Origin of the sequence: Halomonas sp. KM-1 (assembly GCF_000246875.1) — a bacterium.
Lineage (GTDB): Bacteria > Pseudomonadota > Gammaproteobacteria > Pseudomonadales > Halomonadaceae > Halomonas > Halomonas aerodenitrificans.
Genome location: NZ_BAEU01000093.1, coordinates 1 through 13,221, shown reverse-complemented (window position 1 = coordinate 13,221; position 13,221 = coordinate 1). Strand labels below are relative to the sequence as shown.

Sequence of the window (13,221 nt, the reverse complement as noted above, 5' to 3'; positions counted from 1 at the left end):
CTCGCGCATCAGCCGGTGACGATGCCCCGCGCGGGGCGCCCCGTGTACAGGTTGGTCAGCGCAGTATGGCGCGCGGCCTCGCTCTGCAGCGCGCGGCGATGCAGCGCCGAGGTGGTGGCCTCGGGGCAGCACATGAAGGCGGTGCCGACCTGTACCGCTTCGGCACCCAGCGCCAGTGCTGCCGCCACCCCACGCGCATCGGCGATGCCCCCGGCGGCGATCACCGGCAGCGACACGGCCGCCACCACCTGCGGCAGCAGGGCAAAGGTGCCGAGCTGGGTGGTGACGTCCTCGTCGAGGAACATGCCACGGTGGCCTCCCGCCTCCAGCCCCTGGGCGATGATCGCATCGGCCCCATGGGCCTCGAGCCAGCGTGCCTCCTCGACGGTGGTGGCAGACGAGAGCACCACGGCCCCCCAGCCCTTGACCCGTTCGATCAGCGCCGCCTCCGGCAGGCCGAAATGGAAGCTGACCACCTCGGGGCGGAAGTGCTCCAGGGCATCGCACGCCGCCTGATCGAACGGACGCCGCCCGGGACCGGCCGGCACGCTGTCGATATCGAGGCCGTACTCGGCGTAGTAAGACGCCAGCAGCCGATGCCAGCGCGCCAGCCGCGTCTCGTCCGGCACCGGCGACGCATGACAGAAGAAGTTGACGTTGAGGGGCCGCGCGGTGGCGGCGCGAATGCGCTGGAGCTCATCCACCATGGCCTCGGGTGTGAGCATGGCGCAGGGCAAGGCGCCAAGCCCTCCCGCCTCGCTCACGGCCACGGCCAGCTCGGCGCCCTGCACGCCGGCCATGGGCGCCTGAAGAATGGGAAGCTCCATGCCGAGCCGGCGAGTCAGATTCATGGTCATTTTCCCTGCTCTCCCTGCTGTCGTTTGTTGCGCTGCCAGGGGCGTTTCTGCCCCAGCGTGTCGGCGGCGTAGGCGCCCCGCTCGCCCATGGGCCGGGGTTCGCCAACCGTGGTATCGCGCTTGGTTTGACGCTCCATTTCAGCGTTGATCTCGGCGCCCAGCAATACGACGAACGAGGAGAGCCAGAACCATAGCATCAGGATCACCACCGCCCCGAGCGAGCCATACAGCTCGTCCATGTTGGCGAACTGACTCACGTAGAGCGACAAACCGCCGGAGCCGAGCAGCCACAGCAGCGTGGCCACCAAGGTGCCCACGCTGACCCACTCCCAGCGCGGCGAGCTGCGATAGGGGCCATAGCGGTACAGCACCGCGATCACGAACATCATCAACAGCAGCAGGACCGGCCAGCGCAGCCAGTTGATCAAGGTGACCACGGGCCCCTCCAGGGCCAGCCAGCCGACGACCAGCGGAAACAGCGCGACGACGCCGATCGCCCCGAGCGAGATCACGATCAGCCCGATGGTCAGCGTGGCCACCACCAGCATGCGATGCACGAAGCCGCGCCGCTCCTCCTCGCCATACACCACGTTGAGCCCAACCAGCAGACCGCGCACCCCCTTGGATGCCACGAACATCGCCACCGCCAGGCCGAACAGCGCCGCCAGACTGAGCCCAGTGTCGGTATTGGCGCCGACCTCCTCGGCCTGTTCGGTAATCAAGCGAGCCCCACCGGGCGGCATGAAACGGCCGAGTTCAGCGATCTGCTCAGCCAGCTCCACCGGATCGAAGGCCAGCGCCCACAGCGAAATGACCGCCGCCATGGCGGGGAACAGCGACAGCAACGAATAGAAGGCGATGCCGGCTGCCAACATGTTGACGTGGTCGTCCGCCAGTTGCTCCTTGACCCGCCAGATCACGTCCAGCCACCCCGGAGCGGGTATCTGGTTCGGCTTGCCGGCCTTGCGGCCTCTCAGTTCCTTTGCCATGACATCCTCAGGGCTGCTGCGCCGGGCGCAGTATCATGCGGGCATCGCGAATCTCGATGTCGAAACGATTGAGGAAACTCATCCCCAGCAGCGCCACCTCGCCCTCGAGCCCGGGGCTGATGGAGCCATTGACGTTGGTGGCAGTGAAGCCACCCAGGCTGACCTCGTCGAGCCGAGTAAGATCGCCGCGTACACGCCCGTTGGCGGTGTTGAACCAGGCCGAGCCGGCACTCTGCAGGCCAAGCCGCTCGGCGAACTCGGCAGGTACGGCCACGTAGGTGGCACCGGTATCGAGCAGGAACTCGATCGGCTCACCGTTGATACGTCCGGTGGCGACGAAGTGACCGGAGCGACTTCGCTCTAGCACGATCGGCTCGTCGGAGCCGGTCACGGCATTGACCAGGTGCGCGTTGGGATTGCGCTGTTGCTCCAGAAAGCCGTGGAACCACCAGCTGCCAACGCCGATGAACGATACCCAGAACAGCAGCATCATGCCCATGCCGGCGCGCCTGATAGAACCGTTCTGTCGGTTCATGTCTTCTCTCCCGGTTGGCAGGCTTCGCCCGCTTTGACACTTTGGGTCTGGCTGTCTGTACTGAACGGCGCTGCGCCGCCCTTGGCTGCGCTTCGACGACTCTCGCTTCAATGACGTCCATCTATTCAATAACGACAAGGATAGCCACATGCACGACCGCATCGAACATTCGACCATGATTGCTCGCCGCCATTCCCCCCTCGCCCCGGCGCTGATCGGTGCTGCCATGGTCACGGCCCTGCTGGCCAGCATGCCGCTGGCGGCATGGGATGGACTGGTGGAAAAACAAGTCTTCGAGATGGACGAATACACCACCGTCGGCGGCGACACCATCGCACCGGTGCGCATCGGCTGGGAGGCCTATGGCACCCTCAACGAGGAGAAGGACAATGTCATCCTGATCACGCACTTCTTCTCCGGCACCAGCCATGCCGCGGGCCGCTACGCCGAAGACGATGCGGCACCCGGCTACTGGGATGCCATCATCGGGCCCGGCAAGCCACTGGATACCGACGAGTACTACATCATCGCCTCGGACACCCTGGTCAATCTCAACGCCCACGACCCCAACGTCACCACCACCGGACCGGCTACTCCCAACCCCGAGACCGGTGAACCTTGGGGCACCGACTTCCCGCTGGTCACCATTCGCGACTTCGTCGAGGTACAGAAGGCCCTGCTCGAGAGCCAGGGCATCGAACGGCTGCATGCCGTGATGGGGCCTTCCATGGGAGCGCTGCAGGCCTACGAGTGGGCCAGCGCCTATCCCGAGCGGGTCGAGCGGCTGGTCCCGGTGATCGGCGGCGGCGTTGCCGACCCCTGGCTGCTGGCGACCCTGAGCGCCTGGGCTGCCCCCATTCGCCTGGACGCCAACTGGAACGAAGGCAACTACTACGACGGCGAGCCACCGCTGGACGGGCTGCGCGAAGCGCTCAAGTTGGTGACGCTGAACGCCAACCACTGGCTGTGGGCCAACGAGACCTTCGACCGCAGCTGGGCCGACGAGGACGCCGACCCGGCCCGTGAGCTAGACGCGCGCTACGCCATCGAGCAGACTCTCGACGACATCGCCGCCGCCCGTGCCGAACTGGCCGATGCCAACCACCTGCTCTATCTGGTCAAGGCCAACCAGGCGTTCATCGCCGGCCACGGCGAAAGCCTGGAAGAGGGGCTCGCCCGGATAGAGGCGCCCACCTTGATCCTTTACAGCGAGAACGACCTGGTCTTCGCTCCGGAAGGCGTACGCAAGACCGCCGAGCTTATCGAAACCGGTGGAGCTGAAGTGGAGCTGATGACCCTCGAAGGCAAGCGTGGCCACCTGGACGGCGTACTCGGCATCGATCAGGCCGGCGAACGCATCCGCGCCTTCCTGGCCGAGTGAAGCACGCGGTCGCTACCCGCCTAGCCGAGTAGCGACCGCATCAGCAGATAGCCCCCCATGGCCAGCCGGCCGACGCTTCAGGACGCGGCATTGCCCAGCGCCTCACGGGCCAACTTGTCGATCTCGCCCGTGATCCCGGACAGCTCGGTTGCAATCACCGAGAACGCTCGGCCGGCCTGACCGGCACTCGAGGCGACGATCTGCGCATTGAAGGAGACGATACGCGCCTGGCGCGCAATGGCGGTGATCGTGCCGAGCAGCTCACGCGCCTGGCCCCGCAGGGCCATGGAATGGCGTTGAGAGAGTTCCTCGTAGATCAGGGTCAACTGGTTGAGCACCGCAAGCAGCGGCGTGGCCGAACGGATCAGCTCATCGAGCCAGGTCAGCACCTCACCGCCAGCTTCGAGAGCGCTCAGCACACGTTCGGCCAGAGCCATGAACTCAGCGATGATGCGATCACCGTCCAAGGCCCCGTAATAGGCCTCGTGCAACTCCTCGCAGAAGACCCCGGGATGTCCATTCTTGCCTTCGATAAGGGCAAGGTGCGCGTCGCGGAACAATTTTAGTGCATCGCGCGCCGTATCCAGCGCTTCCGAGTGCCCATGGGCGGCCAGCACGGCATAGAGCACCAGACGCTGAGACGTGAAGCGCCGGCGCCCCGACAGGTTGATCAGGCCGGCGAATACCTCCCCCGAAAGGTCGGCCTGTATCGGCCGGGCGATCGGTTCACGAGGAGCATCTAAACGTGGGGCAGTGACATCACTGGGCATCGGCTTCTCCTGACTGGCTATCCATCACGATACCGAGTACAAGCGAAATCCGTGCCACTCACCGAGTGAGCCGGCCGCTTCCTGGCATATCAGCCCGCCAGGGAGCGCACCAGCAGATAGCCCCCCATGGCCAGCAGGCCGCTAAGGAAGATGCGCCGGAAGGTGGTTTCCGAGAGCCGTTGGCGCAGCCGCTGGCCAAGCTGCATGCCTACCAGAGCCGGCACCACCGCCCCCAGCGAGAGCAGGCCCAACTCCACGCTGAGCAGCCGCTGGCCGCCCATGGAGAGTCCCAGCGCCATGGTGGTGACCACGAACAGCACCCCCATGGCCTGGATCAGCATGTCCCGCGGCAGGCCGAGAGACTGCAGATAGGCCACACCGGGAAACACCGAGGAGCCGGTCATGCCGGTGAGCAGGCCAGTCAGCGCCCCGTTGACCGGTGCGGCATGCCGGCCGCGGCTGACCAGCTTGCCCAGGCCGAGGTTGAACAGGCCGGCCAGGGCGTAGAAGGCGATCAGCACCCCGAGCAGTCCGGAAAGCCAACGTACGTCGACCCGGGCCAGGATGGCCACACCCAGCCACACGGTGACCACCGAAGCCAGCAGGAAGGGCCACAGGCGCCACACGATCTGCTTCAGGTAGCCCCCCACCAGCGCCTGCCAGACGTTGGTGATGATGGTAGGGGCCAGCAGCAGCGCCATGGCCGACGGCAGTCCCACCGTGGCCGCGAGCAGCGCCAGCGACACCGTAGGCATGCCCATCCCGATCACCCCCTTGACCAAACCGGCCACGACGAAGGTGAACGTGACCAGCGCCAGCAGTACGGGGTCGAGGGTCATGTGGTCGCTTCCCTGTCGGTTACAGCGGTTCCGTTGCGCGCCTCCCACGCGGCCGCCGCCTGCTCCCCGCGGGCCTGGTTGACCGCCAGGCAGATCAGCATGGCCACGATGAACAGCGCCGCACACAGCAGGATCGACGCCTGCAGCCCCACCACCGACTGCAGCAGTCCGAGTGCGATGATGCCGAAGACGCCGGCCATCTTGTTGGCCAGCCCCCAGAAGCCGAAGAACTCCGCGGCCTTGCGCGTCGGCGAGAACAGCCCCACCAGGGCGCGGCTGGCCGATTGGCTGGAGCCCAGCGAGAGCCCCGCCAGGCAGCCGACGAACAGGAACAGGTGCTGGGCCTCCCAGTCGAGGCCGAAAGCGGCATTGAGGAAGGCGGTGACCTCCGGCGTGGCCCAGATGGCCAGAATCGCCGCCACCCACAGCAGCAGGGTCAGTTGGTAGGTGAACTTGGTGCCGATGCGATCCTGGATGAAGCCGAAGCCCAGCGCCCCGGCGGCCGCCGTGATCTGCACGATGATGAACATGATGTTGCGCACCGCCTCGTCCCAGCCGATCACCTGGGCGCCGTAGATGAAGGCGAAGGCGATGATGATGTAGACCCCGGCCATGGAAAACAGCAGCGACACCAGGAAGATGCCCAGATCGCGAAAGTGCCGTAGCTCGTGCAGCGTGGTGGAGACCCGTTCCCAGGCGATTTCGCGATAGCTCTTGCGGTGCGGCTGCGGCGTGCCGCGCTCCTTCACCCACAGAAAGGTGGGGATGGCGGTAATGAGGAAGAACGCCGCGGCGAAAGGCCCGACCCAGCGTATACGCTCGAAGTTATCGGCGCTTGCCTCACCCAGCGCCACCAGGGTGAAGCCTGCCGCGAACAGACCTCCGACGTAGCCCAGCGCCCAGCCGAAGCCGGAGATCTTGCCCAGATCCTGTGGCGGGCCGAGGTCGGGCAGAAAGGCGGCAATGAACGACTCGCCCATCGAATAGGCGTAGTTGGACACCACGATCAGCAGTACGCCCAGCATGACGTAGCCAGGGGCCACGAAATAGAGCAACGCCGTGGCGAACACGGTGACGATGTAGCTGATGAACAGAAAACGCTTCTTGGCCGCCCGGTAGTCCATCACCGCGCCGCACAGCGGTGCTGTGATCACCACCAGCAGATAGCTCGTCGCCAGCGCCAGACTCCACAGCAGATTGGCCAGGCGAAAGCCGTCGCCGCGATCCCCGACGATGACGGTAGTGAACAGCTCGCCGAACACCACGGTGATGATCAGCAGCGTATAGGCCTGGTTGGCGAAGTCGAACATCGCCCAGCCCAGAATCTCCTTTTTCGATGCCCGCTGCCTGGCGCCAGCACTGCCGACCGCCGGTATCACGCTCATCCCACTCTCCTCTGCCTGCGGGGCCTTCCCGAAGCGCTAGCCTACCAGCAATTCGCAGCAGAAATGACGCTGGAACGGCTTTCGCTACACTGAGGGTCACACATGGACCGGAGGTGAATCATGAAAGGACGCTGGAGCGGTACCTCTCTACTGGCGCTGGCCGTGGTAGCCACGGCGTCCGGCGCCGACGAAGCAACGCTGGAGACAGAACATCAGACGCTGAGACTGACGGCGGTAGCCGAAGACCTGGAGCGCCCCTGGGGTGTGGCTATGTTGCCTGGCGGCCTCTATCTGGTCAGCGAACGCACCGGACGGATTCAGACCTTCTACAACGACGAACGCCAGACGATCGACGACTTGCCCGGCGTTCAGAGCGACGACCAGGGCGGGCTGCTGGATATTGCCGCCTCGCCCGATTACTCCGATACCGGCTGGATCTATTTCACCTATGCCAGCGGCGATGCCGACTCCACCGCCACGGCGCTGGCCCGTGGGCGCCTGGCAGGGAACCAACTGACCGAAGTGGAAGAGCTGTTCGAGCAGAACCGCCGCTCCGAACCCGGCCCCCATGGCGGCTCACGCCTGGCCTGGATGGACGATGACACCCTGCTGATGTCGGTCGGCGATCGCGACTCGCCCGAACGTGCCCAGGACACCAACGATCACGCCGGCTCGATCCTGCGGCTCAACCCTCAGGGCCTGGCGCCCGAGGACAATCCACGCTTCGAGGAAGTGGGCTACCTGCCCGAGATCTACTCCTGGGGCCATCGCCACGTGCTGGGGCTGGCCGTGGACCGCGATCGTGGCGACGTCTGGGCCGTGGAAGCTCGTGGCAACGGTCATGACGAGCTCATGCTCATCCGCAGCGGCGAGAACCATGGCTGGCCGGAGGACGACGACAGCGAGGAAGCCGCCGGCGCGGACCTGCTCGACGACATCACCAGCGGTGAGCTGTTCACCGACGAGGAGGTCATCGAGCCCGTGTATCGCTTCTCCTCGGACGTCTCTCCTGCGGGCCTGGCAGTCGTCGACAGCGAGCGCTACCCGCAGTGGCAGGGCAACCTGCTGGTGGGCGGACTGGAGAGCGGTCAGATCTATCGCTTCGAAGTGAACGGCGATGAAGTGACAGAGATGGAAGAACTGCTCGAGGAGCCGCTGGGTCCGGTGCGTGACATCCGCCAGGGCCCCGAGGGCTATCTGTATGCACTCATCGGTGACGACAACGGTACGCTCTATCGGCTCGAACCCGAGCAGTAACACTCACGCTACGTTTCGCCGGCCCGGCTTCGGGCCGGCTTTTCTTGCGTGGAGTGGAGTCCTTCCTTTCTCACGCACCGGCGGGCATTATCACTGTTAACCTGGGTTAAGCAGCTTTGTCCGGTGGCATTAGCGTCAGCTCCCTTGCTGGACGTCGACGCAAGACAGCATGACTTTCGTCACCAGACGGTAATCAAAAGAACAAGCTGGCAGGGCGGGGTGTTAGCGCATGAGAAAAAGGTTGACGATGATGCTGGCCCTGCTGCCGCTTTCGGCAGCAGTTGCCCTGGAGGAGCTGACCTTCATCACCGAGGAATACCCGCCCTACAATTATCGACAGGGGGATCGGCTCGAAGGGATTTCCATCGAGCTGCTCGAACGGATTTTCGCCGAGACCGGTACCGCCATGACCCGCGAGGACGTGCTCTTCTATCCCTGGGCCCGCGGCTACGACACGGCCCTTTCCGAGCCGGGCACGGTGCTGTTCTCCACCACCCGCACCGAGCAGCGCGAGGAGCTGTTCCAGTGGGTGGGGCCGATTGCCACTGACAGGGTGACCCTGATCGCTCGCCGCGACAGCGGCATTCAGTTGAACGATATCGAGGACGTGATCGCCGGCGATTACCGTATTGCGGTGATCCGCGAAGACATCGGCGCCCAGCGCCTGCAGGAAGCCGGGGTGCCGGAAACCCAGATCCATGCAGCGATATCCGGCGCCAGTGCCCTGCGCATGCTCGAGCGGGGCCGGGTCGATCTGTGGGCCTATGGTGAGGACGTCGCCTTCTGGCTGATGAACGAAGAAGGCCTGCCGACCACTGACTACACCCCGGCCCTGACCATCAGCGAATCCGACCTCTACTACGCCCTGAACCCGGACACGGATCCGGAGCTGGTGGCAAAGATGCAGGCGGCGCTGAACAACTTGCGCGAAGGCGGCGTGCTGAGTGAAATCCTCGGCGGCACCATCGCCTTCAATACCGAGGAGTATCCCCCCTACAACTACCTGGACGAGCAGGGCAAGATCATCGGCTCCTCCACCGAGCTGCTGCGCACGGCGTTGAACGCCGCCGAACTCGAGGCCGACTTCCGCCTGCTGCCCTGGGCTCGCGCCTATACCGAGGCCCAACTGCGCGAGCGCCACTGCGTCTACTCGACGACCCGTACTCCAGAGCGCGAATCCCTGTTCACCTGGATCGGGCCGCTGACTTCCAGTACGTGGACCGCCTTCGCCCTGGAGAACACCCACATCACAGCCGACACGCTGACGGACCTGTCCGAGCTACGTGTCGGCAGCTTTCGCGAGGACGCAGTGGGCCAATATGTCGCCAGCCAAGGCATTCCCATCGTCGTCACCAGCGCCGAGCGCGAGAACGTCACTCGTCTGCAGGCCGGACTGATCGACGTCTGGGTCACCGGGGCACAGGCAGCCGAATACCTTGCCGCCGAAGCCGACCTGTTACTGCGCCCTCTGTTCACCTTCAACGAGGTCGATCTCTATCTCGCCTGTCACCCTTCGGTTCCCGATCAGTTCGTCTCGCGGCTGCAGGCCGCCATCGACCGCATTCATGCCGAAGCGGAGGTTCCCTAGTGAAATACGTTCCTGGCATGGATCGCCGGGCCGGTAGACGCAGCCTGACCGCCAAGCAGGCCGGCCTCACTCTGGCCATTGCACTGCTGCTCAGCATCATTGCCGGCATCGTCGAGCTGGCGCTCGACGCCCGTGCGATGCGTCACGAAATCGTTCTCGAAACGCAGTACCGAATCGATCTGGTACGCGGCACTGCCGCCGAAGCCGCCTTCCAGCTCAATCCTGAACTGGCGACACAGGTGGCCGAAGGCCTGCTCAGCGGCGGACGGATTGCCAGCGTGACCATCAGCGACGATTTCGGTCGTGTCATGGCCACACGTCAGCACGACGACACCGATACCTCCAGTTGGGTGGTTCAGGCCCTGTTCGCCGATATCCTCCACTACCGCAAACCGCTGGTCTATCAGATCGGCTCCGACACGGCGCCCAAGTCGATAGGCGAGCTGGAGTTGACGCTCTCTCTCGACAGCCTGACCCGCGACTTCACCGATCGTAGCCAGTTGATCTTCGCTCTCGGCGTGGCCAAGGCCCTGGCCATTGCGGCGCTGCTGGCACTGGTCTTCCACTGGTTCGTCACCCGCCCCCTGCTCAAGGTGCACGCAGCGATCACCGAGACCGATCCAAGCCAACCCGGACGCTGGTCCAAGCCGGTCATGGGGGTACATGGCAACGATGAGCTGGGACATCTGGTGGAGAGCGTCGACCGGCTGCTGCAGGCCTTTCAACACGGACTCGACCAGCGCGACCAGCTGCAGCAGATCTCTACCATGGATGGCCTGACCGGCATTGCCAACCGCCGCCACTTCGACGCCTTCCTCAATCAGGAGTGGCAGCGCGCCCAGCGCGCCAATCATGACATCTCGGTAATCTTCATCGATATCGATCATTTCAAGGAGTTCAACGATCATTACGGCCACGTGGCCGGCGACGACACCCTGCGAGCCGTCGCCCAGGCGCTCACCCGCGTGATCCATCGCCCTTCCGACCTGGTCGCACGCTATGGCGGCGAGGAGTTCGTCTGCGTACTGCCGGAGACCGACCTGGCAGGCGCCCAACGGGTCGCCGAACGCATCCAGAATGAGATCCGCGCGCTCGACATCCCCCATGCCCACGCCACCGAAGCGGGCCGGGTCACCGCCAGCCTCGGCGTGGCCAGCAGCAACCCAGCACAGGACGACGTTGCCGGCTTCGAGGCGCTGCTGGCCGAGGCCGACCACCAGCTCTATCGCGCCAAGCGCCAGGGACGTGACCGGGTCGCCGTCCAGACCTGAGCAGCGCCGGGGAACCGGCCCGGCAGCAAGGAATCGATAGAGTAGACCCAGCCGGAGGCGGAGCAAGCATATGAGCAGACGCGACGAGTTCATCGAGCAGATGAAGGCCCAACTGGACGAATGGAACGCCGAAATCGAGGCCCTTATCGCCCGCGCACGCAAGGCCAGCGACGAGGCGCAGCACCGTTATCAGGACGACATCGAGCGCCTCAAGCGGCGCCGTGACGAAACCCAGCGCCGCCTCGAGGAGTTGCAGTACGCCGGCGAGGCGGCCTGGGATTCGCTGCAGCAGGGGTTCGACGACGCCTGGGAGCTGCTACGCAAGGCGCTGAGAGACGCTCAGCGCCACGAGCCGCCGCCCAAGGACGTCAACGAAGCGGATGACGATAGCTCAGGCACCCGATCGCCGGGCGGTTCTCCTTAGCCTTCTCTCCCGCCCTTGTCCTTGGGTGGCAGCTGCTTCCCTTCCGCATCCTGGGAGTGGACCTCGTTGCCACGCTGCAGCCTGTCGATCGACTCCCCGCCCCGGCGCGTCAGCTGCGCCAGGCGGTCGATCTGGGCATCGAGCTGAGGTAACGCTTCCTGGCGATAGCGCGACAGGTCGTCGATGGCACCCAGCACGTCATCGAAGGCCTGCTCCAGCGCCTGCATGTCGAGTTGGGCCGAGGCGGCACGGGTCTGGATCTCCACCCCCTGCTGACGCAGCGCCTTGGCCGTCCCGGCGATCATCTCCGAGGTCGTGGTATTGAGCGATTCCACCCGATCCAGCACCAGGCGCTGATTGGCCAGCGCCAGCGCCACCGCTACCGCCACCGTCAGCGCCGACACGGTAACGTGAATCGCCCGGTCGACGCCGCGAATCAGTTCGCGGTTGTTGCGGATGATCACTTCCAGCGCCAGCACGCCCTGCTGGCTGACCGCCTGCTGCTGCTGAAGGTCGACGATGCGCTGGCGCAGCGGGAAGAGCAGCTCCTCCTCGATGAAGGTTCGCTGAGGGTGCTCGTCGCCCAGCCGCTCCAGGGCTTGTATCAGCCGCCGGTCGATCAGGCGGCCCAGGTCGATCTGGCGCTGTAGCCGACCGAGCAGCTGGCGCAGGCTCTCCTGGTCGTCGCTGAGGGTGATGTTGTCACGGCGCAGCATGTCGCGACCGCCTTCCAGGTCGGCGATGATGGCGTCCAGCGCCTGCTGGGCATTTTCGAACTTGCGGAAGTAGCGTTGAATACGGCTACCGGCGCCCGGAATGCGCGTCAGCAGCCGGTCGAACGGCCCCGCAGCCAGGCGGTGCTGGTGCGGGTCGAGTTCCTGCATGTGGCCGCGCAGGTCGATCAATGCCTTGGCCACCGGGCCGCCCTCGTCGCCCTGATGTGCCAGCTTGCGCAGCGGCGCCTGCAGCATCTCGCTGTGATGTGCCGCCTGCTGCTGCAGCTCGAGGCCCATCTCATCCACCGCGCGACGCTGGCGATCGAACTCGGCGCCTTCGCTGGACAGCACGTCGTCGACGAAGGCATTCGCCAGTTGCTCCAGCTCGGGGTCGTCGATGACGATCTCCTCGCTATCCTTCGGCTCGGGTGCCACCTCCTCGAGTTCGCTGGCGATCTCCTCCACCGGCGGCAGCGAGAGCGGCGAGCCGCGTTCGGACGACTGCTTCATGAGTACTTCCCCATTCAGGCCTTTCCCCTACCATAGCAATTCCGATCCTGACGCTGCGCGAGCAGGCTGACCAGGCTTTCAACGACGTTCGCTGCGGCTGTAGCGCTCCGCGCCCTCGATGAAGCGGCGCAGCTCTTCCAGCGCCCGGTCGGTGGCAAGTGATGCCTGGGGGCGCCCGGTCTCTACCCGCGCCAGGGCCACCGCGGTATCGTCGAGCAGGGTCAGCGCCGACTCGTTGCGCGCCATCAGGCGCCGCAGGCGCCGGTCGGTCTCCTCGATCAGCTCCAGGCGGCGCTTGAGCGCGATGCGTTCTTCGACGGAGAGCTGGCTGCCCTCCTGGGTCAGGCGGCGCCGCACGTATGCGTCATCCAGGCCCATCACCCCCCGCGCCTGGGCCGCCATGGAGGTAAAGGTGTCCACCGCCCCGAGGCAGACCTCGGTGATCAGACCGCGCGAGCGCTCGAAAGCCAGTTCGCTCTTGTCGAAGCGGGCGGAGAGCAGTTCCATCACATGGGTATAGCGGGTGTAGAAACGGTCGACCTGGCTGGCCAGATCGCCACGCTTGACGTCGAGGAGCTGCTGCTTGGCCCGGCACAGCGCCAGGGTCAGCTCATCGGCCCCCACCGGCGGTCGGGCCGGGTCGAGTTCGGCCACCCCCGCTTCCCGTGCCGCACGCTCACGGTCGGCTCGTTGGCGCTC

13 protein-coding genes are annotated in these 13,221 nt (G+C 65.4%); 5 read left to right on the top strand and 8 right to left on the bottom strand.

Annotated features, from left to right (window positions below):
- Nucleotides 1-8 precede the first annotated feature (8 nt).
- The 3 genes from B8115_RS10055 to B8115_RS10045 are packed head-to-tail and all read right to left on the bottom strand — an operon-like array spanning nt 9 to nt 2,381.
- Nucleotides 9-851, bottom strand: a complete 843-nt coding sequence (locus tag B8115_RS10055) for a nitronate monooxygenase family protein (RefSeq protein ID WP_238539209.1) — start codon at nt 849-851, stop codon at nt 9-11.
- Between the two features lie 2 nt (nt 852-853).
- Nucleotides 854-1,846, bottom strand: a complete 993-nt coding sequence (locus B8115_RS10050) for a YihY/virulence factor BrkB family protein (protein ID WP_010627666.1) — start codon at nt 1,844-1,846, stop codon at nt 854-856.
- Nucleotides 1,847-1,853: 7 nt separating this feature from the next.
- A complete protein-coding gene (locus tag B8115_RS10045; protein ID WP_010627665.1) occupies nt 1,854-2,381 on the bottom strand; it encodes a TIGR02281 family clan AA aspartic protease in 528 nt (175 codons plus the stop codon).
- Nucleotides 2,382-2,529: 148 nt separating this feature from the next.
- On the opposite strand from B8115_RS10045, the gene B8115_RS10040 reads away from it, so the two are divergent.
- On the top strand, nt 2,530-3,762 hold the full coding sequence (locus B8115_RS10040) for a homoserine O-acetyltransferase (protein ID WP_010627664.1): 1,233 nt from the start codon (nt 2,530-2,532) through the stop codon (nt 3,760-3,762).
- 77 nt (nt 3,763-3,839) lie between these two features.
- Here the strand turns inward: B8115_RS10040 and B8115_RS10035 are convergent, their stop codons facing one another.
- The 3 genes from B8115_RS10035 to B8115_RS10025 form a co-directional block, all read right to left on the bottom strand.
- Nucleotides 3,840-4,532, bottom strand: coding sequence for a type IV pili methyl-accepting chemotaxis transducer N-terminal domain-containing protein (locus B8115_RS10035; RefSeq protein WP_010627663.1), 693 nt, complete (start codon nt 4,530-4,532; stop codon nt 3,840-3,842).
- Between the two features lie 89 nt (nt 4,533-4,621).
- Nucleotides 4,622-5,371, bottom strand: coding sequence for a sulfite exporter TauE/SafE family protein (locus tag B8115_RS10030; protein WP_010627662.1), 750 nt, complete (start codon nt 5,369-5,371; stop codon nt 4,622-4,624).
- Nucleotides 5,368-6,756, bottom strand: coding sequence for an MFS transporter (locus B8115_RS10025; protein ID WP_010627661.1), 1,389 nt, complete (start codon nt 6,754-6,756; stop codon nt 5,368-5,370). Before B8115_RS10025 ends, B8115_RS10030 begins: the two co-directional genes overlap by 4 nt.
- Nucleotides 6,757-6,876: 120 nt before the next feature.
- Here B8115_RS10025 and B8115_RS10020 point away from each other — a divergent pair, with 120 nt between their 5' ends.
- From B8115_RS10020 to B8115_RS10005, 4 genes are all read left to right on the top strand, one after another.
- Nucleotides 6,877-8,013 (top strand): PQQ-dependent sugar dehydrogenase, encoded by a 1,137-nt coding sequence (locus B8115_RS10020; RefSeq protein ID WP_010627660.1) that lies wholly within the window; start codon nt 6,877-6,879, stop codon nt 8,011-8,013.
- A 229-nt stretch (nt 8,014-8,242) separates the two neighbouring features.
- Nucleotides 8,243-9,601 carry an ABC transporter substrate-binding protein gene (locus B8115_RS23905; protein ID WP_238539208.1) on the top strand — a complete coding sequence of 453 codons (1,359 nt, stop codon included), beginning with the start codon at nt 8,243-8,245 and terminating at the stop codon, nt 9,599-9,601.
- A complete protein-coding gene (locus B8115_RS10010; RefSeq protein WP_234254986.1) occupies nt 9,601-10,872 on the top strand; it encodes a diguanylate cyclase in 1,272 nt (423 codons plus the stop codon). The genes B8115_RS23905 and B8115_RS10010 overlap by 1 nt, the downstream gene beginning before the upstream one ends.
- Nucleotides 10,873-10,942: 70 nt before the next feature.
- Nucleotides 10,943-11,296 (top strand): hypothetical protein, encoded by a 354-nt coding sequence (locus B8115_RS10005; protein WP_010627657.1) that lies wholly within the window; start codon nt 10,943-10,945, stop codon nt 11,294-11,296.
- Here B8115_RS10005 and B8115_RS10000 read toward each other — a convergent pair.
- Together B8115_RS10000 and B8115_RS23615 are read right to left on the bottom strand one after the other, a co-directional pair.
- Nucleotides 11,293-12,522, bottom strand: a complete 1,230-nt coding sequence (locus B8115_RS10000; protein WP_010627656.1) for a toxic anion resistance protein — start codon at nt 12,520-12,522, stop codon at nt 11,293-11,295. The two genes, B8115_RS10005 and B8115_RS10000, sit on opposite strands and share 4 nt — an antisense overlap.
- 78 nt (nt 12,523-12,600) lie before the next feature.
- A partial coding sequence (locus B8115_RS23615) for a hypothetical protein (RefSeq protein WP_010627655.1) occupies nt 12,601-13,221 on the bottom strand: 621 nt, incomplete at its 5' end.

Excerpts from the sequence above, each read along its gene's own strand:
- B8115_RS10020 (WP_010627660.1), top strand. The coding sequence starts at position 6,877 with ATGAAAGGACGCTGGAGCGGTACCTCTCTACTGGCGCTGGCCGTGGTA.
- B8115_RS10030 (WP_010627662.1), bottom strand. The coding sequence starts at position 5,371 with ATGACCCTCGACCCCGTACTGCTGGCGCTGGTCACGTTCACCTTCGTC.
- B8115_RS10040 (WP_010627664.1), top strand. The coding sequence starts at position 2,530 with ATGCACGACCGCATCGAACATTCGACCATGATTGCTCGCCGCCATTCC.
- B8115_RS10025 (WP_010627661.1), bottom strand. The coding sequence starts at position 6,756 with ATGAGCGTGATACCGGCGGTCGGCAGTGCTGGCGCCAGGCAGCGGGCA.
- B8115_RS10005 (WP_010627657.1), top strand. The coding sequence starts at position 10,943 with ATGAGCAGACGCGACGAGTTCATCGAGCAGATGAAGGCCCAACTGGAC.
- B8115_RS10035 (WP_010627663.1), bottom strand. The coding sequence starts at position 4,532 with ATGCCCAGTGATGTCACTGCCCCACGTTTAGATGCTCCTCGTGAACCG.
- B8115_RS10050 (WP_010627666.1), bottom strand. The coding sequence starts at position 1,846 with ATGGCAAAGGAACTGAGAGGCCGCAAGGCCGGCAAGCCGAACCAGATA.
- B8115_RS10045 (WP_010627665.1), bottom strand. The coding sequence starts at position 2,381 with ATGAACCGACAGAACGGTTCTATCAGGCGCGCCGGCATGGGCATGATG.
- B8115_RS10000 (WP_010627656.1), bottom strand. The coding sequence starts at position 12,522 with ATGAAGCAGTCGTCCGAACGCGGCTCGCCGCTCTCGCTGCCGCCGGTG.
- B8115_RS23905 (WP_238539208.1), top strand. The coding sequence starts at position 8,243 with ATGAGAAAAAGGTTGACGATGATGCTGGCCCTGCTGCCGCTTTCGGCA.
- B8115_RS10055 (WP_238539209.1), bottom strand. The coding sequence starts at position 851 with ATGAATCTGACTCGCCGGCTCGGCATGGAGCTTCCCATTCTTCAGGCG.